Origin of the sequence: Aeromicrobium sp. (genome assembly GCF_014378035.1) — a bacterium.
In the GTDB taxonomy this organism is placed as follows: Bacteria; Actinomycetota; Actinomycetes; order Propionibacteriales; family Nocardioidaceae; genus Aeromicrobium.
On the sequence record NZ_JACMOM010000143.1, the window covers coordinates 1 to 26,619 of the forward strand.

General features: G+C 63.4%; 24 protein-coding genes and 2 pseudogenes. 9 read left to right on the forward strand and 17 right to left on the reverse strand.

What is annotated here, in order from left to right; translation table 11 throughout:
* Positions 1–174: 174 nt before the first annotated feature.
* The 3 genes from H7290_RS07460 to H7290_RS07470 all read right to left on the reverse strand — a co-directional run bounded on the left by H7290_RS07460 (position 175) and on the right by H7290_RS07470 (position 2,477).
* Entirely contained in the window at positions 175–579 is a 405-nt protein-coding gene (locus H7290_RS07460) for a dienelactone hydrolase family protein (RefSeq protein ID WP_290513394.1), read from the reverse strand.
* A 49-nt stretch (positions 580–628) separates the two neighbouring features.
* On the reverse strand, positions 629–760 hold the full coding sequence (locus H7290_RS07465; protein WP_290513395.1) for a hypothetical protein: 132 nt from the start codon (positions 758–760) through the stop codon (positions 629–631).
* Between the two features lie 277 nt (positions 761–1,037).
* A complete protein-coding gene (locus H7290_RS07470) occupies positions 1,038–2,477 on the reverse strand; it encodes a serine hydrolase (protein ID WP_290513396.1) in 1,440 nt (479 codons plus the stop codon).
* A gap of 351 nt (positions 2,478–2,828) precedes the next feature.
* Between H7290_RS07470 and H7290_RS07475 the strand changes: the two genes are divergently transcribed.
* Positions 2,829–3,665 (forward strand): hypothetical protein, encoded by an 837-nt coding sequence (locus tag H7290_RS07475; protein ID WP_290513397.1) that lies wholly within the window; start codon positions 2,829–2,831, stop codon positions 3,663–3,665.
* Entirely contained in the window at positions 3,662–4,318 is a 657-nt protein-coding gene (locus tag H7290_RS07480) for a response regulator transcription factor (protein WP_290513398.1), read from the forward strand. Before H7290_RS07475 ends, H7290_RS07480 begins: the two co-directional genes overlap by 4 nt.
* Positions 4,319–4,688: 370 nt before the next feature.
* Here the strand turns inward: H7290_RS07480 and H7290_RS07485 are convergent, their stop codons facing one another.
* On the reverse strand, positions 4,689–5,429 hold the full coding sequence (locus H7290_RS07485; protein ID WP_290513399.1) for an integrase core domain-containing protein: 741 nt from the start codon (positions 5,427–5,429) through the stop codon (positions 4,689–4,691).
* Between the two features lie 193 nt (positions 5,430–5,622).
* On the opposite strand from H7290_RS07485, the gene H7290_RS07490 reads away from it, so the two are divergent.
* Positions 5,623–5,931: a GMC family oxidoreductase gene (locus tag H7290_RS07490; RefSeq protein ID WP_366927607.1), complete on the forward strand. Its 309-nt coding sequence runs from the start codon at positions 5,623–5,625 to the stop codon at positions 5,929–5,931.
* Here H7290_RS07490 and H7290_RS21295 read toward each other — a convergent pair.
* The 5 genes from H7290_RS21295 to H7290_RS07510 form a co-directional block, all read right to left on the reverse strand.
* Positions 5,885–6,550 carry a MaoC/PaaZ C-terminal domain-containing protein gene (locus H7290_RS21295; protein ID WP_366927608.1) on the reverse strand — a complete coding sequence of 222 codons (666 nt, stop codon included), beginning with the start codon at positions 6,548–6,550 and terminating at the stop codon, positions 5,885–5,887. The genes H7290_RS07490 and H7290_RS21295 overlap by 47 nt on opposite strands.
* Positions 6,551–6,572: 22 nt before the next feature.
* The gene (locus tag H7290_RS07495) at positions 6,573–7,748 is read right to left on the reverse strand and encodes an acetyl-CoA acetyltransferase (RefSeq protein WP_290513401.1); all 1,176 of its coding nucleotides are present in this window, start codon (positions 7,746–7,748) and stop codon (positions 6,573–6,575) included.
* Positions 7,745–9,061 (reverse strand): MFS transporter, encoded by a 1,317-nt coding sequence (locus H7290_RS07500; RefSeq protein WP_290513402.1) that lies wholly within the window; start codon positions 9,059–9,061, stop codon positions 7,745–7,747. Before H7290_RS07500 ends, H7290_RS07495 begins: the two co-directional genes overlap by 4 nt.
* A gap of 41 nt (positions 9,062–9,102) precedes the next feature.
* Entirely contained in the window at positions 9,103–10,731 is a 1,629-nt protein-coding gene (locus H7290_RS07505; RefSeq protein WP_290513403.1) for an AMP-binding protein, read from the reverse strand.
* A gap of 189 nt (positions 10,732–10,920) precedes the next feature.
* The gene (locus H7290_RS07510; protein ID WP_290513404.1) at positions 10,921–12,048 is read right to left on the reverse strand and encodes a helix-turn-helix domain-containing protein; all 1,128 of its coding nucleotides are present in this window, start codon (positions 12,046–12,048) and stop codon (positions 10,921–10,923) included.
* Positions 12,049–12,223: 175 nt separating this feature from the next.
* On the opposite strand from H7290_RS07510, the gene H7290_RS07515 reads away from it, so the two are divergent.
* The 3 genes and pseudogenes from H7290_RS07515 (at position 12,224) to H7290_RS07525 (ending at position 13,585) form a co-directional block, all read left to right on the forward strand.
* Positions 12,224–12,382: a hypothetical protein gene (locus tag H7290_RS07515; RefSeq protein ID WP_290513405.1), complete on the forward strand. Its 159-nt coding sequence runs from the start codon at positions 12,224–12,226 to the stop codon at positions 12,380–12,382.
* Positions 12,379–13,067 (forward strand): annotated as a pseudogene (locus H7290_RS07520) (SDR family oxidoreductase). Before H7290_RS07515 ends, H7290_RS07520 begins: the two are co-directional and overlap by 4 nt.
* Positions 13,068–13,183: 116 nt before the next feature.
* Positions 13,184–13,585 (forward strand): zinc-binding dehydrogenase, encoded by a 402-nt coding sequence (locus H7290_RS07525; RefSeq protein WP_290513416.1) that lies wholly within the window; start codon positions 13,184–13,186, stop codon positions 13,583–13,585.
* A 423-nt stretch (positions 13,586–14,008) separates the two neighbouring features.
* Here the strand turns inward: H7290_RS07525 and H7290_RS07530 are convergent.
* The 8 genes and pseudogenes from H7290_RS07530 to H7290_RS07565 form a co-directional block, all read right to left on the reverse strand.
* Positions 14,009–14,551, reverse strand: a pseudogene (locus H7290_RS07530) (transposase); the annotation flags it as partial.
* A 182-nt stretch (positions 14,552–14,733) separates the two neighbouring features.
* Entirely contained in the window at positions 14,734–15,945 is a 1,212-nt protein-coding gene (locus tag H7290_RS07535) for a hypothetical protein (protein ID WP_290513406.1), read from the reverse strand.
* 9 nt (positions 15,946–15,954) lie between these two features.
* On the reverse strand, positions 15,955–16,797 hold the full coding sequence (locus H7290_RS07540; RefSeq protein ID WP_290513407.1) for an ABC transporter ATP-binding protein: 843 nt from the start codon (positions 16,795–16,797) through the stop codon (positions 15,955–15,957).
* Positions 16,798–16,872: 75 nt separating this feature from the next.
* A complete protein-coding gene (locus H7290_RS07545; protein WP_290513408.1) occupies positions 16,873–18,066 on the reverse strand; it encodes an ABC transporter substrate-binding protein in 1,194 nt (397 codons plus the stop codon).
* A 31-nt stretch (positions 18,067–18,097) separates the two neighbouring features.
* Positions 18,098–19,156, reverse strand: coding sequence for a branched-chain amino acid ABC transporter permease (locus H7290_RS07550; RefSeq protein ID WP_290513409.1), 1,059 nt, complete (start codon positions 19,154–19,156; stop codon positions 18,098–18,100).
* 3 nt (positions 19,157–19,159) lie between these two features.
* Positions 19,160–20,032, reverse strand: coding sequence for a branched-chain amino acid ABC transporter permease (locus H7290_RS07555; protein WP_290513410.1), 873 nt, complete (start codon positions 20,030–20,032; stop codon positions 19,160–19,162).
* Positions 20,029–21,999, reverse strand: coding sequence for an AMP-binding protein (locus H7290_RS07560; RefSeq protein ID WP_290513411.1), 1,971 nt, complete (start codon positions 21,997–21,999; stop codon positions 20,029–20,031). The genes H7290_RS07555 and H7290_RS07560 overlap by 4 nt, the downstream gene beginning before the upstream one ends.
* Positions 21,996–22,847, reverse strand: coding sequence for an ABC transporter ATP-binding protein (locus tag H7290_RS07565; protein WP_290513412.1), 852 nt, complete (start codon positions 22,845–22,847; stop codon positions 21,996–21,998). Before H7290_RS07565 ends, H7290_RS07560 begins: the two co-directional genes overlap by 4 nt.
* A 116-nt stretch (positions 22,848–22,963) precedes the next feature.
* Between H7290_RS07565 and H7290_RS07570 the strand changes: the two genes are divergently transcribed.
* The 3 genes from H7290_RS07570 to H7290_RS07580 all read left to right on the forward strand — a co-directional run bounded on the left by H7290_RS07570 (position 22,964) and on the right by H7290_RS07580 (position 26,425).
* Entirely contained in the window at positions 22,964–23,758 is a 795-nt protein-coding gene (locus H7290_RS07570) for a helix-turn-helix domain-containing protein (protein WP_290513413.1), read from the forward strand.
* A complete protein-coding gene (locus H7290_RS07575) occupies positions 23,751–25,592 on the forward strand; it encodes an AMP-binding protein (RefSeq protein ID WP_290513414.1) in 1,842 nt (613 codons plus the stop codon). Before H7290_RS07570 ends, H7290_RS07575 begins: the two co-directional genes overlap by 8 nt.
* 188 nt (positions 25,593–25,780) lie before the next feature.
* Positions 25,781–26,425: a dihydrofolate reductase family protein gene (locus H7290_RS07580; RefSeq protein WP_290513415.1), complete on the forward strand. Its 645-nt coding sequence runs from the start codon at positions 25,781–25,783 to the stop codon at positions 26,423–26,425.
* The last annotated feature ends 194 nt before the right edge of the window (positions 26,426–26,619 follow it).

The window sequence follows — 26,619 nt, forward strand, 5'->3', positions numbered from 1 at the left end:
CGGCCGCCGAGACCTACTAAATGAAAACGCTGGAAACACCGTTAATGAAACAGACCCAACAGGAGGCAAGCCGGTATGACGCTTTCGTGCGCTGGTTAGCGGATCTGTGCAGTGGGCCTGTCTGGGTGGCCGGTGGTCATCGTCGATGGCGTGGTCGGCGCGGCTGGCGTTAGGTCACTTCGGTGGGGATGTGCAGAACGGGAGTACTCGCGACCACAGCAGCTCGGTGGCCTGCGCGTCGAATTCGTTGGGGAGTGAGAGGTCGGTGAAGAGGTGCCCGGCACCTGGGTAGTCGAAGATCTCTAGTCTGGCTCCGGCGTTTTTGACCTGAGTGGTGACGGCGTCGATCTCCGCTTGGCTGCGGAAGGGGTCGTCGAGGGCGTAGTGAATCTGCGCGGGCACCCCGTTCGGCCACGTTTGGACGCCAATCTTGGCCAGGTCGAGGGCCCCGGAGAGCATCAGAACACCACGAACCGGCCGTCTCGTGGCCACGAACTCAGCCATCCCACCGCCGTTGGAGAACCCCGCCGCGACGAACCCGTCAGGTATGCCCGAGACAGCGTCCTCCGCGATCTGCATCAGCGTCGGATAACCGATCGATTCTGCGAACTCGCTAGCTTCTTCGTAGTCATCGAAGACTAGGCTGTCGTACTGACTCAACGATGACGACGTCGTGGCCCTTGGTGCGGAGACGGTTGGCGGCCTCGCTGATGCCTGGACGGACGCCCAGAACGGAGTGGAACAACGCGATGTCGGTCATGTCCACAGTTTGCCCGCCAACACCGACAATTCAAACCACACCGCCACGGGCATCGGCGTGGGTATTGGCCTCGATGGCGGCTCGTTCGGACACCCGTTTGTGACATACTCCCCCGTATGCCGATCCTCCTGCGAGACGATCGGGCCGTGGCGTGGTCGGCTGAGAGGCCGCCGCATGCGGTTCGGCGATCGGGGCGGCGTCGGGCTCTACCAGCAGTGAGCCCCGCGCGAGCGTGGATCGGGGGCAGCGATGGCGGAGTGCTCCATGTTCGTGCTTGTCATGGCCGCAGTACGTAGTCGCCCGTCATCCCTCTGTTGCGCAGTAGCGCGACACTCCGGGCCGCTGCTAGAAGCAACAGGCAGACTGCACCAATGAGCACTGCAGCGCTCGGCACGGGTGCGGTGTAGAACAGCACCGTCCAGTCGGCTTGGCGTGCCACGACGCGGCCGCCAATCCACGGTACGGCGACAAGACAGGCGGAAACGACGAGCAGAAGCGCGACGATGGTCCAACGAGCAGCTGTGTTGCCCTTGACCGCCCACTTGCGTGCGTTGCGGATTCCCCGGAGACCCAAGGCACCAACGGCGATGACAGCGACGACCGCGATGACGTCCGGCCATGGGGCGGGCGCCGTGGCGACGTCCTGCAACGACTCTCCGCTTACCAAGGCATACAGGTCAGCGGCGACCACATCGGCTCGTGGCGTGCCCGCGTTGATGAGCACTCCGATCCCGATGCCACCGGGAAACAGCCCTTCGTAGGCGCTGGTCCCGGCGCCGGTCCCGCTGTGGGAGATCCGAGAGATCCCGCCGTCCGCAGGTTCGCCATTCCACCATCCGAGTGCGTAGCCGACGGAGTACTCCTGTAGTGGGGATTGACGACGGTGCTGTTCCTGGAGGAGCGTGCTGCTCAGCACCTCACCCTGCTGGCCGAGGACGGAGTAGCCATGCTGGAACCTCAACCATCGACCCAAGTCGTTGGCGGTGGTGACGACGCCGCCGGCACCGCCGGCGAAGCTGTCGGGGTCATCCAGATGGAGCGGGTGGCCGAAAACGTAGGAGTGGGATTCTGCGACCGCAGGTGCCTGGCCCGGAACGTCGTAATGACTGGTGCGCCGCATACCGAGGGGTGTGAAGATGTGACGGGCGAGGTAGTCGGAGAACGCCTCTCCCGAAACCACCTCCACGAGTCGGGCGGCGAGCCAGTAGTTGGGGTTGGAGTAGTCCCACGAGGTTTCGGGGTCGTAGGCCAGGCGACTGTCCCGCAGCAAGGCAACGGCCTCTTCTGCGTTGGTGGGACGGGCGGCGTACTGGTTGAACCCCAGAGTGCGGTCCGTCAGACCCGATGACTGGTTGAGCACCTGCCGCACGGTGATCCGATCTGAGCGGTCATCGGCAGTACAAAACTCTCGAAGGTACGAAGCGACCGGTCGGTCAAGATCAACTGACCCCTTTTGCACGAGCTGAAGCACCGCTGTCGCGGTGAACGATTTCGTCAGCGACGCCACTCGGAACCGTGTGTTCGCATCGGCTGATCCACTTCCTGTGGAGCCGTGCCCCGTCGCAGTCAGTACTTTGTCGCCTTGGATCACCACCACGGCGACACCCGGGACACCTGAATCAACCATGGCGTCGAGATAGCCACTGACATCGGTGCCTGCCGGCTGGTCAGCTCGAGTGGCGACGACCAACAGCATCGGCACCAGGACACTCAGCACCAGTGCTACATACAGACTGTGACGACGGACCACAAGAGCTCTCCTTGCACACGACAAACGGACGCAGCAAGCCTACGAATCCTGTGGATGTCTGGGGAAGGCCCTTGGGTGAGTGCTTTACCTCACCAAAGTGAGTAGATGAACGGCTCCCGGGTCCTTAGGATGAACGTCATGGGATCGGCAGGGCGTCACGCATGGACTGCCGGGATGAGCATGGTCCTCGGCACATCTGCCGGGGTCGCGGTGGCGTGGGGATCGCTGTGGTGGGTGGTGCTGTGGGTCGCGCTGGGACTTGTCATCTTCATCGCGGGCCCACGGGTTCCGATCTTGAGGGACGCGATCCTGGCCGGGGTGGTCGGCGTGCTGTCCGCAGCAGCGGTTGGCGGCGCACTCTACGAGAGCACTGATTCCGGGGCAGTCAACTCCGCGCTCGTCGTTGCTGTTTGCCTGGCCCTCGTGTTTGCGATCAGTACGTGGCGTGCGGCCCGCAGGCTTTCCCTAGCCGACCTCGAGCGCGGGTGGGAGCTCGCTCGGGCACTGGAGGCTGAGCAAGAAGCGACTCTTGCGATGGCGTTGATGAAGGAACGGTCGATGATGGCCGGCGAGATCCATGACCGCCTGGGCCATCGCCTCGCGCTCTCCACAGTGAGGCTGGGCCAGCTGTGGTTCGATCCGGAGCTGACCACGAGCCAACGACAGATGATAGCGGGGGTGCGAGCCGATTTGGCCGATATCACTGACGAGATCGGCGTGACCGTCAGCCTCCTGGACGACGGCTGGCCTCTTCCCGGATACGAACGGCAGCCGGAGGATGTCATTTCCACTGCACGTGCAGCGGGCGCCGATGTTGAAGCTGAATTGGGTGATGTGGACCAAGCCAACGACCTTGCCAGGGACGCGTTGGGCCGCATCCTCGAGGAGGCGATTGCGAATGCGGCGCGACATGCTCCGCTTGCGCCGGTGAGGGTCGAGATGCGACGTGCTGGTGAGTCTGTCGTGTTGGTGGTCACCAACCCTCTGGTCGGTTCGGCCTCTGACGAGGGAGTCGGCACCGGTTTGCGTCGGATCCGCGATCGTGTGGCGCGGTTGGGCGGGACCATGGCGGTGACAATCGATCAGAACTTCACGCTCACGGTGAGATTGCCCATGGAGGCAGGGGTCTGCCCGTCGACGACAACCGCCTCATGACAGTGCGACCGATTCGCGTCGCGCTGGCCGACGACGATGCGTTGGTTCGCAGCGGCATCGCGTCGATCCTGAACTTCGATCCGCGTACCGAGGTGGTGGTCGAGGCCGAGGATGGTGGGCAACTCGTCAGAGAGACTCAGTCCAAGCAAGTTGACGCAATACTCCTGGATATCCGCATGCCGCGAGTCGATGGCCTGACCACGCTCGATGAGTTGGCGCGCGCTGGGATAAGGGTTCCGACGGCCATGCTGACGACGTTCAGCCGTGAGGCGTACATCGAGATGGCGATCGCGCGCGGTGCCAAGGGGTTCCTGCTCAAGTCGGATGCTCCCGAGGACCTCATCCGCAACGTTCATGCCCTCGCACAGGGTGGGGCCGTGTTTTCGCCGCGCATCGCGAACTGGCTGATCCGCAGCCGGGCGGTGCAGCAGCTGCGGGCGAGACGATCTGCGCACGAGCAAGTCGCGGCGCTGACTGATCGGCAGCGCGAAATCCTCGAGCACCTCTCAACCGGAGCCGGCAATGCCGAGATCGGGGCATCACTCCACCTGAGTGAGGGCACCGTTAAGCAGTACCTTCGTGCGATCTTCGAGGAGCTCGGGGTGCAAAACCGCGTTCAGGCCGCCCTGATCGGCTACGAGGCCCGAGCGTGATGTGGGCCCAATGCCGGATCCATCACCGATCAGCGAAGTTAAGTCCCTGACAGCAATAGGAGCACCCACCCACCGGGACTTGACCGCTACCGATTTGGATATCCGCCTTCGCAGGCGCCTTGACCTGCTTGACCAACAAGCCCTGATGTCTACTAAGCCTCCGCGCATTTTGACCGCAGCGCTCGTTGTTCCCATCGAATGACTTAGGGACCGCCGGGCGCTCAAGGCTCGAAAGGTAAGTGCCTGCTGCGTCGAGCCCCGGCAGGCCGAGACATTGCTCGGCATTCGGAGCGAATTTCGATCGAAGTTGCGAAGCCGGTTCAGATTCGACAGGTCGCCATCTACTCGCCACAAACAGTCGTGGATCTTCCTAGCCAATCCGATGGACTTGGGAACTACATGCAACGCGATTCCAAATCGGTCCAAGCGATTCCTTGATTTTCCGAAATCTGACGCAGCGCCGACAGGGCCCCTGATCACTCCAGGGGGTCGCAGGTTCAAATCCTGTCAGCCCGACCTCGTGATGTCTCAGGACAGAGGAAACTTTCGAACCTGCGGAAGCGGGTTCGGGAGTTTCTTGTGTGCGGGGCTGGTAGTCCTTATCTGGGTCGATGGTGAGCTCACGGAGTAGTTCTCCGGTGATGGCGTTGATGACTCGGACGTGGAGGTCGTGGACGAGCAGGATGACGTGGGTTCGGCCGATGCCGATGTGGTGCAGGCGGCCGTTGACGCGTAGCGTCACGGCTCCGGTTTTGTCGATGCGGTTGTGACGGTCCCGGTTGTGGGTGTCGGCGTTGCGGCTGTTGTCGGGTAGTGCTTTGGGCATGGTTTTGAACAGTGCTGCGGGGGTGGCCCGGTGTGGCAGGGATCGGTGGTGGTTGTACTCATCGACGAAGGTGTCCAGGAGATTTTGCAGCGCGGCGATCGTGGACGGTTGGGCTGGTTGAGCGCGGAGCCATTTCTTGAACGTCTGTTGGAATCTGTCGACTTTGCCTTGGGTGGTGGGGTGGTTAGGTTTGCCGTTCTTCTGGGTGATGTGGAGTCGGCGGAGCTCGTTCGCGACGGCGTTACAGCCGCCCCAGCCGCCGGCGAGCCAGACGGTGTAGAGCATGCTGTTGTCCGTGAGTGTTGAGGCTGGGATTCTCGCAGTTTTGATCGCTTGACGGAATTCGGCCAGCACGGCGGGGGTGGTGACCCGGACGGTGTAGCGGGTGCAGTCTTCGAGCCAGGTCAGGGTCGGCGCGATACCTCGATCACGAGGACGAGCGTGCGGTTACGGGCGCGATACCTCGACCACGCACGTCGTGTTGTCTCGACACCGGCCCTCGCCGGCATGGTATCGATCCGAGATGTTCCCCGGCCCCTCCGTCACCGCCGCCGCCGACGTCGTTGACTACTCCCGCAACCAGGGATTCGGCATCTACCACGCGGTCGGGTCGTGTGCGATGGCCCCGGACGGCGACGCCGTCGTGGACGCCGATCTCCGCGTCTGTGAAGTTCTCGGCCTTCGAGTGGTGGACGCGTCCGTGCTGCCGTTCCACGCGTCCGGCCATCCCGCCGCATCAGTCATGGCCTTGGCCTGGCTCGCAGCTGAACGACTGATGGCCGGGTGATCCTGATCTTCGCGACCTGCGTCGATGGCGATCCGATGGCCCGAAGAGTCACTGCGGCGATTAAGCCTGGTCGTGTCCAGTGTCCAGTGTCCGTGGCTGAGGGTGGTCCGGGGGTGCGGTCGGACGTGGTGGCGCGTGTCTGGACGTAGATGTCCATACGAAGGGAGGAGGCCGGCGAGTCATCGCTCGTCACGAGCTCACCCGACAGGTGAACGAGGGACATGTTCCCTCGCCTATGCTCGATCTGATCGATCCGAGCGCGTCCGATGAGCCTCATGTCCGCAACCACCGGTTGATGGAATCGCAGGTCGCGCATTCCCCGACCCGCTTGAACCGGCCACCGGCTGAATAGTGCGTCAACACACAGACGTTGGAAGATCGCCAAGGACTGGATGCTGCTGGCCACCAGCTCGCCGAAGATCGTCTCGGATGCGAGCGCCGCATCCACTTGGAACGGGAGGGGGTCCCACTGGGATGCGAAGGAGACGATCTCGTCGGAGGTCAGCCTCCAGTTTCCGATGTCCCAGGTACGTCCGGTCTGAAGGTTTTCCGCGTATGCGATGGACTGCTTCGTCGGTTCACCGATCGTGTGAGAGACGTTCGAGCAGGTTGGATTCATCGGAAACCGATCTTGAGAACGGTCAGACTGTTTCGAGGACGCTGACGTAGTTGGCGACGGCCAGGCCGCCCATGTTGTGGACTGCTGCCCGCGACGGGCTCGGCAGCTGCATGTCGCCGGCGGTGCCGGTGAGCTGCATGGCGGCCATGATGTGCTGACTGACGCCGGTCGCGCCCACCGGGTGCCCCTTCGACTTGAGTCCACCGGAAACGTTGACCGGGAGACAGCCATCCGGGAACACGGTGCCGTCCTCGATGGCCCGGTGGCCCCCCCCGCGAGGCGTCAGCCCGAGCGTCTCGTAGAGGTTCAGCTCGGCGATGGTGAAACAGTCGTGCACCTCCAAGAAGCTCAGGTCAGCGGGGGTGATTCCGGCCATCGAGAGAGCGCGGTTCCAGGCGAGCTCGGTGCCCATGAACGCCAGCGGATCGCGCTTGGCTGAGGGAAGGAAGTCGTTGGCGTGGCCGAAGCCGGTGATGCGGACCGGGGCCGTCGCGGCCCCGCCCGACGGCTCGACCGACAGCACCACGGCCGCAGCTCCGTCCGACACTGGTGAGCAGTCAGTCCGGCGCAATGGCCCGGAGACCACCGGATTGCGCTCCGACACCGTGCGGCAGAACGCCTCGTCCAGATCCTTCCGCAGGTGCGCGAACGGATTGCGCAGTGCGTTGGCGTGGCTCTTGGCCGCGATCGAGCCCAGCACGTCGCCGACCGGTCGGTAGCGCTTCTCGTACTCCAGTGCGACGTCCGCGAACAGACCCGCGAAACCCGTCGTGGACTCCTGCCCGGCCAGCTCGTAGTCGGCGCCGAGAAGCCCGGCGCCGACTACCGAGGTGGATGCGTGGGTCATCTTTTCGGCACCGATGACCAGCACCGTCCGGGCTCGACCGGCGAGCAAGGCTGTGATGCCCTGCTGCACAGCGGCTGAACCGGACGCGCAGGCATTCTCGACCCGGGTTGCCGGTACCCCCAGGAGAGCGTCGGAGGCCTCCAGCGCCAAGGAAGACGCGAACGCCAGCGGCACCATCCCCGCGTTGAACTGCCCGAGGGAGATGGCATCGACATCGGCCGCGTCGATGCCGGCGTGAGCGATGGCATCGCGCGCCACACTCACGACGAGGGTCTCCAGGTCGTCCTCGAGCTTCCCGAAGCGAGTGTGGCCCCAACCGGTGATCAGCACCTCCGTGTCGAGCGCGCTCATGCCGCCGTCTCCGCCAGCGCCGGTGACTCGACGGTTGCCCGCTCGAAGTCGGAGTCGCGCAAGGCGATCAGGCCGCCGATGGAGAGCAGGCACGTGGCGACGTAGAAATACCAGGGGGACGCGATGTCGCCGGTCTTGTCAACCAACCATGCCGAGATCAACGGGGCGCTGCCTCCGAACAGCGCGACGGGGAGGTTGTAGGCCACGGCGATACCGGTCGACCGGACACGGGTGGGCAGGAGATCGCTCATCGTGGCGTAGGTGGAGGATGCGTACAGACCCACGAGTGCCGACACGGCAAGCAGTGGTGCCAGGAAGCTCCACGGGGTGGCGTCATGGGCGGCCTGGAAGAACCAAATCGTCGCGAAGGTGGCCAGGACCCCGCTGACCAAGAGCAATCCGCGCCGTCCGTGCCGATCGGTGAACCGTCCGCCGAAAGGCATGACGACTGCCATCACAAGGCATGCCAGAAACACCAGCAGGAGCCGCGACATCTTGTCGAATCCCAGGTTCTCCGACATGTAGGTCGAGGAATACGTCAGGACGAGGTAGAACAGCGATGCGTGCAGCGTGATGATGCAGAAGATGAGGGCGATGGCACGACGCCACTGCCACACCTCGCGCAGCGGAGCCTTCGACTCGTTGCCGCTGGTGGCGAGCGCCTCGAACTCAGGGCTGTCCTCGATCTTGAGACGGATGTAGAGAGCGATCACGCCGAGAGGTCCGGCGATCAAGAACGGGATGCGCCACCCCCACGAGAGCATGGCGTCGTCTCCCAGTCCGGCGATCAGGCCGTTGGCGACCAGGCCGCCGAGCAGCAGCCCCAGAACCGCGGTCACCATGAGCCAACTCGTGGAGTAGCCGCGGCGACCCGGCCCGGCGTACTCGGCGATGAAGCTCGTGGTGGTGCCGATCTCACCGCCGGCCGAGAATCCTTGTGCACAGCGAGCCACGATCAGGAGGACGGGGGCAAGGAAGCCCACGCTCGCGTAGGTCGGCAGCACCCCGATCATGAACGTGGCCCCGAACATCACTATCATCACAAGGACGAGCGTGCGCTTGCGCCCGATCCGGTCAGCCATCGGACCGAAGAATAGTCCGCCGAGCGGGCGGATGAAGAAGCTCAGCGCGAAGACGGCGAAGCTGCTGAGCAGCTGGGTGCCGTCACCGTTGTCGGGAAAGAACAGTTTGCCGATGTAGACGGCAAGGAAGCCGTACACGCCGTAGTCGTACCACTCGATGAGGTGGCCGGTGATCGCGCCGCGGAAGGCGCGACCTCGCCGCTGCTCGGTGATCTCGATGGTGGTGATCATCTGGGGTCCTCGTCTTCTAGTGTGGTTCAACGTGGGGGCGATCAGGGCGCGGTCGTCGTGCCGTGGGACGAGGCGGCGTCCGTCAGGGCCAAACGCTTGACCTTGCCGACGCTGGTTCGGGGTAGGGAGTCGATCAGGATCCACTCGCGAGGTCGCGCCGCCGGCGAGAGCTCGACCCGAGCCCAGGCCTCGAGATCGCCGATCGTGGGCGCGGGGCCGTCTTCCCGCGCCACGACGTAGGCGACGGGAACGTGGTCACGCATCTCGTCGGGTCGGGCCACGACGGCTGCTTCGAGCACCCCCGGTGCCTGCGCGATGGTCGCCTCGACCTCGGAGAGGCTGACGTTCTCGCCGGCCACCTTGATGACGTCGTCGGCACGGCCGATGAACCTCATCAATCCGTCCGGCCCCTCCGCGGCGAGGTCGCCAGTGGCGAACCACGTGACGCCGTCGATCTCGCTGAAGGAACGCTCGGTCACCGCGGGGTCGTCGAGGTACTCGACAAACAGGTCCATGCCGCGGGTTCCGGCCACGCTGATCATGCCGGGCTCGCCGCTGCGCGCCGGGAGACCGGTCGTCTGGTCCAGCAGGCGCAGGCGTCGTCCGGGGATCGGTCGACCGATGGCGTCATGGCGCGGTGGCGTTGACGTGTCGGCAGTGACGATCGCAACGGTCTCTGTCATCCCGTAGAGCTGTCGCGGCAGCGCGCCCACGAGCTCCCCGAAGCGTGCATGGTGCTCCTCGCCGAGACTCTGCGCGTACCAGACGTGCACCAGATGCAAGGCCGGTGCGTCGTCGGGGACGCGGGCGAGAATCATGCGGACGGGCGCGGCGAACAGGCTCGCATGCGTCACTTCGAGGTCGTGGGCGCTCTGGACCCACCGGCTCGCGCTGAACGACGCCGTCAGAGCGACGCTCGCACCGACAGCGATCGCGGGGCAGAAGCAGTAGTACTGCGCGTTCGCGTGGAACATCGGCAGGGTCACCAGGAACCGGTGGTCGGGCCGCAGGTCGATGATGCCCGACATCGACCGGGCGAGCGTGACGTAGTTGGCCTGCGTCAGCACCACGCCCTTGGGCTGGGACGTGGTGCCCGAGGTGAACATGACGGCGAGCCGGTCGCCGGGCAGGGGTTGGGCACCCGACCCTCCGAGCTCGTCCGACTCCTCGACACCGAAGATGTCGGTCGTGACGCCCGACCCGGTCTCACTGACCTCGACGAACGGCAGGTCGCCGGCCGCTGCCGCGTAGACCTCGCGGCGGTCCGTCGCGCAGATGCCGAGGACCGGCTTGACCCGATCGATCTGCTGTCGCAGGTCCCGCGCGGTGGACGCGGGGTCGACTGGGACCATCCAGGCACCCAGCCGGGCGCACGCCAACCACGTGGCGACGAAGATAGGGCTGTTGCGCAGGGCCATGTGCACTGCTGTTCCCGCCTCGACGCCGTGTGCTGCGAGGCCGGCAGCGGTCCGCGCGACCACCTGATCGAACTCCCCGTACGTCCACGCGTGAGTGCTCCCGCCATCTTCTTGGAAGACGAGGAAGGAGGCACCGGGCGTGAGTTCGACGCGAGACGACCACAACGCGGCGAAGGTCAGGTTCTGGTCGAGCAGGTCAGGACAATCCTGAGCGGGGGAGGACGGGGTGCTCCTGGCGGGGGCGATCGACACAGAGGTCTCCTGAGATGAAACGGGCGGGCCACTCCGACGCCCTCCAGGCGATCAGTCGCCGGGGGGTGGATGTGTCCCGCATCACTACGGACATCGCCAGACTGACAGTCATGCAGGGCAGGACCTACGGAGAAAAACCCAAGGCTGAATAACGCCCGTTGGAGATTGTGACAACCCCAGGCAGGATTGCTACCTCGGAGGGGCGACCATCTCGAGGGCCCACGCGAGCTCGACAAGGGTCGCGGTGCTGGAGAGGGTCACTCCCGAGACCTCCTCGTACTTGGCGAGTCGATAGCGCAAGGTGTTGGGGTGTACGACGAGACATGCGGCCGTACGAGTGATGTTCCGGTCTTCATCGAGATAGGCGCGGACGGTGTCGAGCAGGAGCGCGCCAAAGTCGTCCAGTTGGCCGAGTGGCGCGAGATAGCGTTCAGCGAGGTGACGTGTCACAGCGGGCTCATTGCTTGCGGCGAGGCGCCAGGTGACGTCCTCGAGGCGGTAGGTGCCCGCTTCGTGACGGCGGACGAGCGCCAGGACGGATGCGGCGATGCGTTCGGACTCAGGCAGGTCGACCAGGTCCACGCGTGGTCCCGCTGCCACGATGAACCGATGCTGCTTGCGCGTGTCGGTGTCTGCCGCGAGGCCGAGATACCGATCGGCGACCTCTGTCACGACATGGAAGGGGACCTGGCTGCTGGGCAGGGAAAGGCCGGTCTCCTCGAGGCTTTTCCCGCTGGACGGGACGGCGTAGAAAACAGCGTACCGGGAGTCCAGATCCATGCTCAGGGCTGACGCGGCGTTGCGCCGCCCATGGTGGTCAAGCCGCCCGCTGACGAGATCGTGCACGAGCTCGCCGCGCCGGACGGTCTCCCGCACCGCTTGGTCGCGATACTCCGTCGCGACGATCCCGGTGAACCAGTCGCCCACCTCCCACAACAGTTTGGAGTAGTAAAGGATCTGCTCGGCCGGAATTCCCGCCACGGTCGCGAGATCGATGAAACGGTCGTGGATGACCCGGAGCGACAATCGGTATCCACGGATGACGTCCTCGATGGGCACGCCTTCGCCGGCTCGCTCCTGCGTGGTGGTGGCGGCCTCCGCGCTCGTGTCGGGCTGAGGCACGCGCCGAGACCGAAGGGTCTCGATGGCACGGTCGATGTTCTTGCCGACCGAGCGACGGACCGACTCGCGGTCGACCCCGACGTAGCTCGGCAGGGTCGTGAAGATCGCGTCGGCTGCCTCGTCGCCGAGGGCGGGCGCCTCATCGTGCAGCTGGTTCGTGACCTCGACGAGGAACTGGTCATCCGTCTGCCGCATCGCCACATCGTACGCTTGACGATCGATTGTCCTGTTCGTAACTCTAACGATCGACGCGATGCGTTGGTGCCGTGCCCGTGGCGGAGTCGAAGACAGCCGCGCAAGATGGGAATGCCTCAGAGTGACGCCCGCCACATCGGCCGGCCCTCGGGCGACAACGGCAAAGGAGAAGGCGATGGCGACGAAGGCTCTCGAAGGTCGCACGGCGATCGTGACCGGCGCCGGGTCGGCGGGCGACGGGATCGGCAACGGTCGCGCTGCGGCGATTCGGCTCGCGGAAGAGGGGCCAGGGCCGCTCTTCTGGACGTCAGCGACTCCGTACAGCGGACGGTGAAGATGGTGCAGGAGCGCGGCGGCACCGCTGTCGTCCACCAGTGCGATGCCACGGACCCCGAGCAGGCCAAGACCGTGATCGACGAGGTCCACGCCGAGTGGGGCCGCATCGACATCCTGTTTAACAACGTGGGAATTGCGGGGCCAGCGGGCACCGTGGTCGACGTCGACCTCGAGGCGTGGGACCGTGCCTGTCCAGCAACCTCACGTCGATACTGATCATGTCGCGGTTCGCGATCCCGCACGTGGCTGCTGTCGATGGCGGTTCGATTAACAACATGTCGTCGTTGGCAGGTCTGCGCGGAGGTCATGCGGCCATCGCCTATGCCGTGACGAAAGGGGCCGTCTTGAGTCTGACGCAGGGCGTGGCCAGCCAGCACGGGCACCAGGGCGTGTGGGTCAACAGTGTTGCGCCGGGCTTGGTGTACACGCCGATGGTCTCCTCGAAGCCGGGTGTGGACGAGCAGATGCGGGCGGAGCGCGCCTCGCTCAACGTGCTCGGCACGGAGGGATCTGCGTGGGACCTCGCCGAGGCGGTCCTGTACCTCGCCGGCCCGGCATCCCGGTGTGTGACCGGCACGGTCCTTCCTGTCGACGCGGGCGCCGCGTCGCACTCGGAGGCAATCGGCGTGTCGATCACCGACCGCGGAGCAATCATGGCACCGGTGGGCGTAGGCGCTCGCTGAGAGCCGCCGTCGTCAACTCGACCGACCGCTCAGCCCCGTCGACGTGCCGGAGCCCGATCGGTCCGAGTCGGAGGTGTTGATCAGCGCGTCGTAGAGGCGCCTGGGCGCCTGGGCGCCTGGGCGCCGGCACCGTAGCCGCGATCGTGAGGTCCGTTCGAGATCGCGACCTGATGACGCGACTCGGCGCCGACCACGTTCTGCTCGCAGGACACGCAGACCTACCTGCCAGGCTGACAGACGTCGTCGGGGACTATGGTGCGGACGTCGTGATCGACATGGTGGGCGGACCTGGACTCGCTGATGTGCTCGCCGGATGCGCCGTGGGAGCGCGGGTCGTCAACGTCGGGCGGCTGGGCGGGGGGACCTTCGTAATCGACCTGGATCATCTGGCCCTCCAGCAGATCTCGCTGGTCGGTGTCACCTTCAGGACGCGGACTGCCGATCAGAAGGCCACCGTCGTCGAGGGCATGGTGCGCGACCTCGTTCCCCAATGGCGGTCGACGCCCTGCGTCCACTGATCGCCGCTCAGTACTCCTGGGACGACATCGAGGCCGCACAGGCGTTGGTCGCATCCGACGGACATCTGGGTAAGGTCATGCTCACGCGCTGACGGGGGCGTCTGCCGACCCTGACTATATTCAGACGAGCAACGGTTGCACCTGTGAATGTGTCAGTACCGATTGGCACGTTAGAGGAGCGTCGATGAGAAGTGCGCTCAGGAAGCCTTCGACGCCCTCTCCGATCCCACACGGCGAGACATCCTGCTTTCCTAGCGCTCAAGGAAGAGTGACCGCGGGCGACATCTCGGATCACATCAGCGTGGTCGGATGGACGGCGATCTCGAACTACGTACGAGTGCTTCGCACGGCGGGCCTGGTCACGGAGCGAAGAGAGGGCCGCTTCAGGCTAAACGCGCTGGCACCGGACTCGCCCGTCCGCCTCTGCGTCGTCAGGACCGAGACCAGTCGTGCGCTGACCGTGACGTTCATCGCCATGGTCAGCTCAGCGTGGATGCGCCGGTAGCCATAGGTGCCACGTGAACCTTCCGAATCAAGCCGGTGAGCCACTGGCGACGCAGCTCAGTCTTTGACATCGGACGGCACTTGTATCGGTAGTAGCCCTGTCGGGAGACGCCGAGTGTTTGGCAACTGTTGTCGACAGGGATCCCGGGGCGGTCAGACGGTCGATCACCGGGTGAATCATTTTGGGTGAGGCTTGTCCTCACCCAAGAACTTTGCCGCCTGACGGATGATCGCCAGCTTGGTCTCGAGCTCACGTATCCGCTTCTTAGCGGCTCGAAGCTCGGCCGGCTCGGTGGTCGGGCTGCCAGAGACCTCGCCGCGGTCGATGCGGTCCTGCTTGAGCCAGTTGTGTAAGCAGCCGGCGCTGATGCCCAGCTCGTAGGCGGTGGTGTTGATCTGCTTGCCCGAACGAACTGGGGCAATCGTGCGGGCACGGAACTCGGCGGGATAGGGATTGGGCACTGTCCGAGCCTCTCAGCAAGGCCATCGACTCATCACCGTTTCTGGAAACCAGGTTGGGGGACAGGTCATCCTGTCACCTGATCGTGCAGCAAACCTGGTCGAGCTCAACCGCCGAATGACTCCGCGCGGCCAGGAACGGCCGTTCGCGCATACTTCTCGGTCGCACCGTGGCTGCATGGCGGTCAGGACCAGTCCCGTTCGTCGACGATGGTGTCGGAGCCCGCTGGCAGGGCTTCGACCGCCTCGACCTCACAGGAAAACCGGAGTTCTTGCCGAATCCTGCTTGTCACGTCGGCGACGACTGCCTGAGATTGGCTGCTCGGTTCGATCACGATCTCGCACCGCAGGGAGTCGCGATGTTCGACCCGCCCGATGACCATCCGGAAACCCGACACGCCAGGTGCTGAATGCACTGCGCGGTTGGCTTGCGCCGGATGCAGGAACATTCCACGCACCTTGACAGCTTGACCGACTCTTCCCAGGATTCCAGCAAGGCGTGGTCGGCCGTCTCCACCGTCGATCCAGGCCGAAATGTCGCCGGTGCCGAAACGGATGAGTGGATACTCGGGTCGGAACAGGGTGACGACGATTTGGCCCTCACCACGGACGACGGGTTCCCCGCTGGAGAGATCACAAATTTCGATCAGCACGTCCTCGGGAATGACAAGGCCTGCCCCGGGTTCATCCTCGTAGCCGAGGAGACCGGTTTCGGCGCTGCCGTATGCCATCTTGACCTCGGTGACATAGGCATTCAATTCGGCCCTCAGTGAGTCGGGCAGCGGCTCAGCTGTCACCACAGCCCGCTCAATCGTCCATCGTTCGCGCTCGAGACCAAGCGACTTAAACGTGTCGATCAGTGCTTTGAGATAACTCGGCAAGCCGGTGTATGCCGTGATCGGCAGGTCAGAAATGGCCCGTGCCTGCAGGTCCGCGGAGCCGATTCCGCCGGGCACGACACGTGCACCAATGGCACGGCTGCCCTCATCGAACATCGCGCCGGCGGGGGACAGGTGGTAACTGAAGCAGTTCAGCACCGTGTCCGTCTCGTTGAACCCCGCGGCGCGAAGGGCCGGTGCCCACCGCCACGGATCGACCCCGCTCAGTTGCGGTTCATACAAGGGGCCGGGGGACTGGAAGATTCGGCTCACGTAGGCATCGGGGGCGAGCATGCCGCCAAAGGGCGGTGTTGTGCGCTGTAGTTCCAGGAGGTCGTCCTTGGAGAGAATCGGGAGACCGGCAAGGTCACGGGTGGTGACAATGCGGTCCGCCGTCAGATTTGCGGCAACGAGTCGCGCAGAGAACGCCGACAGTTGCGCGGCGGACTCAACGACGGCGCAGACCCGTTCGGAGAACGCATCCGCATAGGCTTGGTATTGGGTGTCAGAAATGTTCATCGGGGGCTCCTACAGCCAGCGTTTGCGGCGCTTGTAATGCTTCACGTCGCGGTAACTCTTGCGTGTTCCTTCATCGCCGAGACCGAGGTAGAACTCCTTGACATCGGGATTTTCTTTGAGGTCCTCCGCTGGCCCCTCCAGGACGATGCGCCCCTGTTCCATGATGTAGCCGTGGTCGGCGACGTCGAGGGCCCGTCGTGCGTTCTGCTCGATCACCAGGACGGTCAGTCCCAACTCGGTATTGAGTTGTTTGATGTGCGCAAAAATTTCTTTCACCAACAGCGGGGCGAGTCCCAGCGACGGCTCGTCGAGCATCAGTAGTCGTGGATTGGCCATCAGCGCCCGTCCGATGGCAAGCATTTGCTGCTCGCCGCCGGAAAGGTAGCCGGCCACTCGTGAGCGCATGTCGGCAAGCTTGGGAAAATAGGAGTAGACGAGGTCATAGGTTTCATGGGATTTGCCTCGCGACTGCGAATAGGCACCTGCCGTGAGGTTTTCGGCGACCGTGAGGTGCTCGAAAACATGGCGCCCCTCCATGCACAGACTCATACCGAGCCGAACCCTCTCGGCGGGGTCCATTCTGGTGATGTCGTTTCCGTCGAAGGTGACCGAACCATCGGTCACCTCGCCGTGTTCGGAGGGCAACAGACCTGAGACAGCCTTGAGTGTGGTCGACTTGCCCGCACCGTTCGAGCCAAGCAATGCCACGATGGATCCCGTCGGCACGCTCAGGGACAGGCCACGCAATACCAAGATCACCTCGTCGTAAATCACCTCAACGTTGTTGAGCGTCAGCATCGAGGACGTCGTCGTCGACGCTGAACCGGCAGTTGCTTCCTCGGAAATGGCCATGTGTTGTCCCTCGTTGGTCCTGGGGTGGTGGTGTTGCGACGGCCGGTCACCGACCGCCGCAGCACCCGTGCGTGATTACGGCTTGACGCCCGCTTCGAGAGTCGTCATGGTGCCGTTTTTGACTTCATAGATTCCCGCTTCGGTCGATCCGCGGTGCGAGTCCTTGGAGAATTTGGGGCTTCCCATGACTTCGCCGGTGTCAACTGCGCCCATCGTCTCGAGCGCCTTGCGAATGTTCGGGCCGGTCAAATCGTCGCCGTTCTTGATGGTTGCTTCCATACCCTCAGCCATGACGTGCATGGTGTACCAGCCCTGCAGGTAGGACAGCCCCTCTTCTTCCAGCGAGCCGCCCTTGCTCTTGAGGTACTTCTCGGGGTCGGCGAGGCCCGGCTTGTCCACCGACGGCGGGGAAACCGATGTCACCATGATGGTCCCCTCAGCCGCAGCTGCACCGGCGGTCGCGGAGAACAGCTCGTTGGAGCACCAGTTCAGGCAGACGACCTTGATGTCGAGACCCTGGGCCTTGATGTCCTTGGCGATTTGGGCCGCGGGGCTCGCCACGTTCTGGATGACGATGTATTTGGCGCCTTGCGAACCCGCCTGCGACAAGAGGCCGGCGTAGTTGTTCGCCCCGGCAGGCATCGCGTAGGCCTCATAACCGAGATCGAATCCCTTGTCCGCGATGTATGCCTTGCCGTCGGCGACCGGCGCCGTGCCGAACGGCGAGTCGCTGTGGAACACGGCGACTTCGGACTTGCCGCCGGAGTCCCCGTCAATCCACTTGAGCGCGATACGCATCTGATCCGAATAGGTCGCCACATTGACGAAGTTGTAAGGCGACTCCTTCGGATCTGTCAGCACCTCGGCGAGCGAACCCGACATGAACGGAAGTTCGTCGGAAGCAACCTTGCCGCGCAATGCCTCGGAGTCGCCGGTGCCCCAACCCTGGATCGCGATCGCACCATCAGCGACGTACTTCTTGTAGAGCTGTTCGGATTTGGGCACTTCGTAGGCGTAGTCGTTGGAGTCGGCCTCGATCTGACGACCCTCAATCCCTCCGCTGCCGTTTCGCCAGTCGATGTAACCGAGCATGCCTTTGTTGTACGGCGTTCCGACGTCTCCGGTGGCTCCGGTCAAGTCAGCGATGAGACCGACATTGATGGGTCCGTCACCAGAACTGGTTGTGCTGCTCGGTCCACCGCACGCTGCCAGCGTGAGCGCAATAGCGCCGCAGAGCACAGCAGTCTTGAAAGGTAATTTCCTTGCCATGTGACTATCTCCTTCGAGGTGTGATGAATTCTCAATATCGGAATGGCCAGAACCGGACGTAGTCCTTCATGCGTTGCCACATGCGGTCCAGGCCTCGTGGTTCGAAGATCAGGAACAAGATGATGACGAGGCCGAAGACTGCGTTCTTGATCGCGGGCAACTGTTCGGCGATGAAGGGCACATTGGTCTTGACCGCATCGCTGAGCTCGGTCAGGAGCGGCGGCAGCATGCTGATGAATGTTGCCCCGTAGACAGCGCCGGCAATGCTGCCGAGGCCTCCCACGAGGATCATCGCCAGATAGGTGATTGACACGTCGAGGGTGAACCGTTCCCAGGTGACGGTCTCGGTGTAGTGCGCCGTGAGGGCGCCTGCGAGGCCGACGAATCCGCTGGACACCGCGAAGGCTGTGACCTTGGTACGGGTCAGGTTCACGCCGATAGCTGCTGCGGCGATGTCTTGGTCACGCACGGCCATGAATGCGCGTCCCAATCCTGTCCGGAAGATGTTTCGCGCCGCCAATGTGCTGATGACCGCAATGACCAGCAGGATCCAGTACCACTGCCACTCGAACGTCAGACGCTCGACCTTGAATCCGCCGATCTCCAGGCGCGGCACTGAAATGAAACCCTCGCCCTCAGTGAGCCATCGCCAACGGCGGGCAACGAAGACGATGATCTCCTGCGACGCCAAGGTGGCGATGGCCAGATAGAGACCTTTGAGTCGCAGGGCGGGCAGTCCGAAGAACGCGCCGATGACGGCGGTGAGGAGAACGGCGAGCACGATGCTGAGCACCACAGGCATACCCCCGCGGGAACTGAATATTGCTGACGAATAGGCGCCTACTGCGAGAAATCCACCCTGTCCGAGCGAGATCTGTCCGGTGAAACCCGTCAGGATGTTGAGGCCGACAGCGCCGATCACGGCAATCAGAATGGTGTTGACGATGCCGAGCCAGTAGATGTTCACCAGGTAGGGGAGTGCAATCAGCCCCAGGATGATCATCAGCAGCCGTGAGTATTCGGCCCTGGTGTGGCGCATGGCCAGTTCAGCTTTGTAACTGCGGTGGTAGAGACCAGTGGACGTTGCCATGTTTTAGACCCTCTCGATTCGCACTTCGCCGAACAGGCCGTGGGGTTTGACCATCAAGATGGCGACGAGAACCACATAGGGGACGACTTCAGCGAGTCCGGGATCTGCGTACCCGGAAACCATTTGCTTGAGGATGCCGATGGTGAGCCCGCCGACAATCGTTCCGGGCACCGAGTCGAGGCCACCGAGGATGACGACCGGAAAGACCAGCAGCCCGAAAACAGCAATGTGCTGGTTGACGGCGGCGATGTCGGCCAGCAGGATGCCGGCGATGAGCGCGCTTACCGCTGCCAATGCCCAGGCCATGGCGAAGATCCGACGCACCGAGATGCCCACCGTCATGGCTGCCTGCTGGTCGTCGGCCACTGCACGCATGGCGATGCCGTGGCGGGAGCGGCGGAAGAAGATGGTGAACGCCGTCAGAACCACAGCTGCAATCACGATCACGAACAGCCGGTTGAGCGGCACCTGGCCGCCGAGAACGTTGATCGAGTTGGTCGGAAGAATGCTCGGCATCTGGCGAACTGATGTGCCGAAGAACATCTGCACGGTCGCCTTGAGGAATAGGGAGAGCCCGATCGTCACCATGATCACGCTGATCGGATTTTCACCGATGAGTGGACGCAGGACGAAGCGTTCGACGACCAGCGCGAGGAGAATTGCCACCACGGCGCCGACAAGAACGGCAACGGTGAACGGAAGCCCCAGCAGCACGAATGCGGTGTAAAACGTGTACGCACCAACCAGCAGGAACTCGCCTTGCGCGAAGTTGATGACGCCGGTTGCCTTGTAGATGAGCACGAAGCCCAGGGCCGCGAGGGCGAGGATCGCGCCGTCGGCAAGTCCGTAGATGAGTAGATTGATGAATGTGCTCATCGGCGGCCACTCCAAACAGGTCTACGACTCAAACCCATCGGCGGGACATAGTTCGTCAGGTCGAAGATCCTGAGTGTCAGATCGCGCTTCACGCTGGTGCCGTCCTGATAAGTGATCACACTGGTGACGTCGACGGCTTCGTCACCGCGGTTGAGTGCATTGATGATGTCGGCATAGCGTTCATTGATCACCGAGCGGCGCACCTTCCGCGTGCGGGTGATTTCGTCGTCGTCCGGGTCGAATTGCTTGTGTAACAACGCGAACCGTCGGATCCGGATGCTCTCAGGCAGATCCCCATTGGCCCGATCGAACTCCTCAGCGAGGAGATCGTGCACCTCAGGCTTGGAGGCCAGATCGGTGTACGTCGTATAGCTGAGGTGTTCGTGTTCGGCCCAGGAACCCACCGTCGCGAGATCGAGCGTGATCAGTGTGGTGAGCTCACCGCTGTTGCCCGCGTTGTCAGATGGTCCGCCGAAGACGACGGCCTCTTCGACATAGGGGGAGAACTTCAGTTTGTTCTCGAGGAATGCACTGGAAAATTGTGTCCCGTCGGACGAGCGCAGAACGTCCTGAACGCGGTCGATGACGATGAGTTGGCCCTTGTCGTCCAAATAGCCGGCGTCCCCGGTGTGGAGCCACCCCTCGGAATCGATGGCCCCGGCCGTAGCCGCCTCGTTGTTGAGATAACCGCCGAAAACCGACGACGAGCGGAGTTGGATCTCGCCACTGTTGGTGAACCTGAGCTCCGTGCCGGGTATGGGCACGCCCACGGTGTTGAAGTCGATGGCGTCGTCACGATGCAAAACGGCGATTCCGCAGATTTCGGTTTGTCCATATATCTGTTTCAGATTGACGCCAATGGCGTGGAAGAAACGGAATACATCTGGCCCGAGCGGTGCACCGCCGGTATAGCCGCGTTTGATGCGCGCGAGTCCCAACTGGTCGCGGACCGGACGCAAAGCGACCTGATTGGCGACCGCGAAACGAAGCCTGGTGAGCAATCCGAGCGACTGCCCGGTCACCTTGCGGTGCGCCGCCTTGTCGCCGATGTCGTAACCCCAGCCAAATACCTTGCGTTTGAGCCAGCCTGCTTCATCGATGCGCACTTGCACTTCGGACAACATCGACTCCCAGATCCGCGGCGGGCTGAACATCAGATCCGGCCCGATTTCGCGCAGGTCGCTGCGTTGGGTCGCCGCACTCTCGGGGAACGAAATGGTCAACCCGTATGACATTCCGCAGGCGACGGCCAGCATCTGTTCACCGATCCAGGCAAAGGGAAGGAAAGACACATAGCGATCCTTCGCGGTGATGGGGTCGACTTGTGCGAGGTGTTCGGCCATGGACAACAGATTGCGGTGTGACAGTTGCCCCAGCTTGGGACGTGACGTGGTGCCTGAGGTGGTGCAGATGACAGCCAGGTCGTCAGCATGTGCCATGTGCAGTCGTTTCTCGAGCCAGCCGGGATTGGCCGCCGCCCATTCGCGGCCGGACGCTTCGACATCGATGAACTCCCGGAGGTAGGGCTCGTCATACTTCTCCAGCCCATGCGGGTCGTAGTAGATGACGGTCTCGATGTTGGGCAGCGAAACCTTCAGCCGCATGAGTTTGTCGACCTGTTCCTGGTCTTCGGCGATCACGACCCGGATGTTGGCGGTCTCAACGATGTGTGCGATCTCTTCGTTGATGCTCGTCGGGTAGATTCCGACGACGGCGGCACCGATCGATTGCACGGCGAGTTCGGCGATGAGCCATTCGGGTCGGTTGTCGCCCAGCACGGCGACCACATGCCCACGGTCGACGCCGAGCTCGGCGAGTCCGTGTGCGAAGTCGGTCACCCGTTCCTGGTATGCGTGCCACGTGATCGGCTGCCAGATCCCATACCGTTTTTCCTGCATGGCGACTTCGTTGGGTCGCTCGGTCGCGCACTTCTTCAGCAACGAGGGAAACGTTGTGTTGGCGCTCATCTGTTGTCCTCCGCGCCAAGGTAGGCCTCGATGACAGCTGGGTTCGATTCGACCTTGTGGGGCACGTCATCGGCGATCAGCTTGCCGAAATCCAGCACGCTGACTTGCGCCGAGATGTCCATGACGACATTCATGTCGTGTTCGATCAGGACGACGGTGACCCCGGCAAGCTCGTGCACGTCCAGGACGTAGCGCGCCATGTCTTCTTTCTCCTCGCTGTTCATGCCGGCCATGGGCTCGTCGAGCAGCAGGAGCGAAGGCTGAAGGCACAGCGCACGTCCGAGTTCGACTCTCTTCTGAATGCCATAGGCGAGTGAGCCGACCGCTTGGTGACGGTGCGGTTGGAGCCGCAACAAGTCGATGACTTCTTCTACGAGCGCGCGATGTTCGATCTCTTGGTTGCGAGCCGGCCCGAACCACAACATGGAGGCCAGCAAGTGGTGCTTCATGTGGATATGACGGCCCAGCATTAAGTTCTCGAGCACCGTGAGGTGGGTGAAGAGTTCGATGTTCTGGAAGGAACGCGCTACGCCCAGACGTGCAATGCGATGCGGGGGGAGTCCGGTGAGTTTGTGGTGGCGGGCAGCTCCGTGCTCATTGAGCGTGTGCATGACGATCTCGCCGACCTGCGGGCGGTAGAGGCCGCTGATGCAGTTGAGCAGGCTCGATTTACCAGCACCGTTCGGTCCGATGATGGCGTGAATGGTGCCTTGGCGAACACTGAAGGAGACATCGCTCAATGCGTTGACTCCGCCAAAATGCATCGATACACCGTTGATGTCCAGCAACGGTTCGCCGATGGGTACCCGGCTCGAGTTCAAGTCGTGTTGATATGCCCTGGTCAGCACGCTTCAGCTCCTTGTGTGTTGCGGATCACAAACGTGACTATAACTTTCCGCTATGTGAAACACAAGACCTATTTATGGAAAGCGATTGACTGCTAAACTCGAGGTGATGCTGGTTAATGGAAGGCGTCTACAGGGTCCAAGGGGAAGAGGTGAACATGGCGTCACGCGCTGGGGAGAACGGAGCCCGCGGAAGCCTGGGCACCGTTCGCAATGCGATGCTGCTGCTCGAATTGCTGAGCGAAGGTCCCGCTTACCGACAGCTCAGCGACCTTGCTGAGGCTTCCGGTTTGTCCCTTGCCACGGTGCATCGGCTCTTGCGTTCGCTCCTACATGCTCAGCTGGTCGAGCAGGAAGAACGCACGTCGCGATACGGACTTGGCCCGGAACTGACCCGCCTGTCGCAGCGCTACCTTGCGCGGTTGCCGATGCTCGGCGCACTCTCGCCCTATCTGGTTCCGTTGCGCGATCAGATTGGCGCCACGATTCACGTCGCGATCCTGGTTCGGGGCGCCGTGGTCTATGTCGACAGGATCGACAGCGATGACAGTGGTCTCTACCGTGCCGCGCAGCGAACTGAACCCGCTCTTGTATCGGCTGCGGGCAGAGTATTGGCCTCGCGAAGCGATGACGAGAACTGGAATCTCGCTCTCGATCGGGTCGATGAGGTGGCTGGCAAGGAAGCACTGGACAAACGAGACGAGTGGGCGGAGGCGCCCTCGCTGATGATGAGCGGATTGACGATGATGTTCCCGCAAGAGGTGGCCGTACCGGTCCTCGATGGGACGGGACGTGCCGCGGCTGCTTTGGCGGCGAGCCTGCCCATCGGCGTCGATCAGGCCCGTGTCGATACCGTCGTTACTCATTTGACCCATGTGGCCAGTGCGGCGGGCAGGACGCTTGGTCATGGCTGATCGAGACCATATTGAGGCCGATCAGGCGCTCGGCGCGTGGGAACGGGCCGCGCACGAAACCCAATGGGCGCGACCGTGGACGACACTGTGGCAACCTGATCCGCCGTTCGACCACTGGTTTGTCGATGGTTTGCTCAATGTTTCGGTGAATTGTGTCGATCGGCATCTTGGCGACAAGGCCGATGACACGGCAATCTTCTGGGAGGGCGAACCAGGTGACCGGCGACGACTCACGTTCGCCGAACTGCACCAGGATGTCGTCAACCTCGCCGGCGCTCTTCGCGCGATGGGCCTGGGCTCCGGCGGCAGAGTGGCCTTGCACCTCGGCTGGCTTCCCGAGACGGTCACCGCCATGTTGGCCTGTGCACGGATCGGCGCCGTCTACACGATCATTCCCACGCCGCTTCCGGTGGAGGCGCTGATCGAACGAATCGACCATTTCGCCCCCACCGTGCTCTTCACCCAAGATGGCGCGTGGAGGCGAGGGGCCATCTTGCCGCTGAAGGCACGGATCGACGAGGCGCTGTCGGCTGTTCCGGGTGTCGAGGTCACGGTGGTGGTGCGACGAACCGGCGTTGATGTCCCCTGGTACGAAGGGGACCGTTGGTACCACGACGTGGTGACCGATACGCGCCCAGGCACGTCGCGGACCGATGGTGGTGCGGCTGATGTGCCGTCCGAGCATCCGCTGCTGGTCGACGCTCTGGCCAATCGACGAGGACAGCCGGTGTCGGTGACGCATGCCGGTGCCCGACTGCTGTTGTCGGCGGCGATGGTGCACAGGTACGGAAGTTGTGAACCTGGCGTCACGTGGATTGCGAGCGATGCCTCCTGGCTGGCGACACAGGCTTCGGGCATCTACGGACCGCTTTTTTGGGGCGAAACGACGGTGATGTACGAGGGCGGTTTGGACACGCCGACACATGCGCGGACATGGGAAATCGTCGAGCGCTATCAGGTGGCCACGTTGCTGTTGTCGCCGTCTGCCGCGCGGATGCTTCGCGAATGGTCGCCAGCGCCGCCGCCCCACCGGATGGTCGCGTCGCTGCGTAGATTTGCGACGCTCGGCGAACGAGTGGATCGTTCGTTGCTCGAATGGTTCGCCGTTGATGTCGGGCGTGGCCGGGTCCGGGTCGCGGACGGCTGGGGACAGGTTCAGCTCGGCGGTGTCATCCGCTTTGATGCCCCTGTCGATGCGGTGAATCTTCCGGAACCCGGACTGCGCATCGTCAACAACGACGGAAATCCCATCAGCGGGTCGGGGATCGGCGAGGTCGTACTAACGCAGCCCTGGGCGGGCATGGTGCTCGATGTGCATGGTTCTGCCGCCGACGACGTCATCGATGTGCATTGGAACCGCTACGACGGGGTTTACGCCACCGGTGATCTGGCGCGTTATGACGACACCGGTGCGATCGAGTTCTTGGGCCGAAGGGACGAGGTAGTGTCCGTGGCGGGCCAATTGGTGTCGCTCACCGAGGTTCGCGAGGTGCTTCAGGAGCACCCGTATGTCGTCGCGGCCGACGTCTTTGAGGTCCGGCACACCATGAGGAAGCCCTCCGTCATGGCTGCTGTGGTTCTTGACCCCCAGCTGCCGAACGAGTTGGACATCGCACACATCACACGCGAACTACTCGACAGCGTGCACGAAGTCCTCGGCGGCTTGGGACGCCCACGGGGGATGCTCATCCTGGATAGGTTCGGTGATGAACTCACCGGAGGACAGCGACGCAGCGCACTTGCAGTGCTGGCAGCGGCGAGCCGTTCCCATGGTGAGGCCAGCCTCGTGTCGTGGAGCCAAGTCATCGCGACGGCGGGTGTCCCTGGCGCTTAGGCACGTGGACCCACGCCGATTTCGGGGCGGCGGCCGTCCTACCGTCGGGTTCCTGATGGTCGTCCTTCCGGCCTTGGCGCAGCTCGATGGCGCAGGTGACTGAGGGTTGGAGGGCCAGGGACTCGCAGGTTCAAATCTGTCAGCCTGAGGTCTCAATCTGACCCGCACCACCCCGAAGGGAACCTGACATGACACGCGTACGCATCGACCTGAACATCTCGCTGGACGGCTACACCTCGGCTGGCCAGTCCCCGGAGAATCCGATGGGTGAGGACTGGGCCAGCCTGATGGCGTTGTACACCTCGACCCGCACGATGCAAGAGCAAGTCTTCGGCGATACCAGTGGCGCTGGCACGACCGGCATTGACGACTCCTACGCGGCCGCGTACTTCGAGGGTGTCGGCGCCGAGATCATGGGCGCGGGGAAGTTCGGCCTGCACGCTTTTCCTGACGATCCGGACTGGAAGGGCTGGTGGGGCGACGAGCCTCCGTTCGCCATGCCGGTCTACGTCCTCACCCACACTGCACCGCGTCCGTCGATCCCGATGCAGGGGGGAACGACTTTCCACTTCCGAAGCACCGCGATCGAGGACGTCCTCGCCGAGGCCAGCGCGGCTGCCACTGGACTGGACGTGCGCGTCGGCGGTGGCGTCAACACCGCGCGCGACTTCCTGCTGGCCGGCCTGGTCGACGACTTGCACGTCGCGATCGCCCCGGTTCTACTCGGCCGGGGCAATCGATTGTGGGACCACCTGCGCGGGCTCGACCTCACTCACCGGGTGACAACGGAATTGGCCGAGAGCGGCACCACCCACGTCACCTTCACCCGATAGGACCGACATCGACGAGGGGACCTTCCGCCACGGGCTGAACCGCGAGGACGTCAGCCGGGGCGTCCTCGATACCCTGGGCAACTACCTCGCGTGACGACCCCCCGCGGGCCGATCTCGTCGCCCATGTGGTTACCGGCCTGCCACGTTTCCTGCAGTTCCCTCGGTCACGCGTGACCGAAGCGGCGCACGAGACC

What these genes read in the sequence shown, in the direction of transcription:
- H7290_RS07500 (WP_290513402.1), bottom strand. Translation starts at nt 9,061, where the DNA reads ATGATCACCACCATCGAGATCACCGAGCAGCGGCGAGGTCGCGCCTTC.
- H7290_RS07535 (WP_290513406.1), bottom strand. Translation starts at nt 15,945, where the DNA reads ATGAACATTTCTGACACCCAATACCAAGCCTATGCGGATGCGTTCTCC.
- H7290_RS07575 (WP_290513414.1), top strand. Translation starts at nt 23,751, where the DNA reads ATGGCTGATCGAGACCATATTGAGGCCGATCAGGCGCTCGGCGCGTGG.
- H7290_RS07560 (WP_290513411.1), bottom strand. Translation starts at nt 21,999, where the DNA reads ATGAGCGCCAACACAACGTTTCCCTCGTTGCTGAAGAAGTGCGCGACC.
- H7290_RS07545 (WP_290513408.1), bottom strand. Translation starts at nt 18,066, where the DNA reads ATGGCAAGGAAATTACCTTTCAAGACTGCTGTGCTCTGCGGCGCTATT.
- H7290_RS07480 (WP_290513398.1), top strand. Translation starts at nt 3,662, where the DNA reads ATGACAGTGCGACCGATTCGCGTCGCGCTGGCCGACGACGATGCGTTG.
- H7290_RS07510 (WP_290513404.1), bottom strand. Translation starts at nt 12,048, where the DNA reads ATGCGGCAGACGGATGACCAGTTCCTCGTCGAGGTCACGAACCAGCTG.
- H7290_RS07570 (WP_290513413.1), top strand. Translation starts at nt 22,964, where the DNA reads ATGGAAGGCGTCTACAGGGTCCAAGGGGAAGAGGTGAACATGGCGTCA.
- H7290_RS07515 (WP_290513405.1), top strand. Translation starts at nt 12,224, where the DNA reads ATGGCGACGAAGGCTCTCGAAGGTCGCACGGCGATCGTGACCGGCGCC.
- H7290_RS07485 (WP_290513399.1), bottom strand. Translation starts at nt 5,429, where the DNA reads ATGCTCTACACCGTCTGGCTCGCCGGCGGCTGGGGCGGCTGTAACGCC.
- H7290_RS07580 (WP_290513415.1), top strand. Translation starts at nt 25,781, where the DNA reads ATGACACGCGTACGCATCGACCTGAACATCTCGCTGGACGGCTACACC.
- H7290_RS07540 (WP_290513407.1), bottom strand. Translation starts at nt 16,797, where the DNA reads ATGGCCATTTCCGAGGAAGCAACTGCCGGTTCAGCGTCGACGACGACG.
- H7290_RS07495 (WP_290513401.1), bottom strand. Translation starts at nt 7,748, where the DNA reads ATGAGCGCGCTCGACACGGAGGTGCTGATCACCGGTTGGGGCCACACT.
- H7290_RS21295 (WP_366927608.1), bottom strand. Translation starts at nt 6,550, where the DNA reads ATGAATCCAACCTGCTCGAACGTCTCTCACACGATCGGTGAACCGACG.
- H7290_RS07460 (WP_290513394.1), bottom strand. Translation starts at nt 579, where the DNA reads ATGCAGATCGCGGAGGACGCTGTCTCGGGCATACCTGACGGGTTCGTC.
- H7290_RS07555 (WP_290513410.1), bottom strand. Translation starts at nt 20,032, where the DNA reads ATGAGCACATTCATCAATCTACTCATCTACGGACTTGCCGACGGCGCG.
- H7290_RS07550 (WP_290513409.1), bottom strand. Translation starts at nt 19,156, where the DNA reads ATGGCAACGTCCACTGGTCTCTACCACCGCAGTTACAAAGCTGAACTG.
- H7290_RS07465 (WP_290513395.1), bottom strand. Translation starts at nt 760, where the DNA reads ATGACCGACATCGCGTTGTTCCACTCCGTTCTGGGCGTCCGTCCAGGC.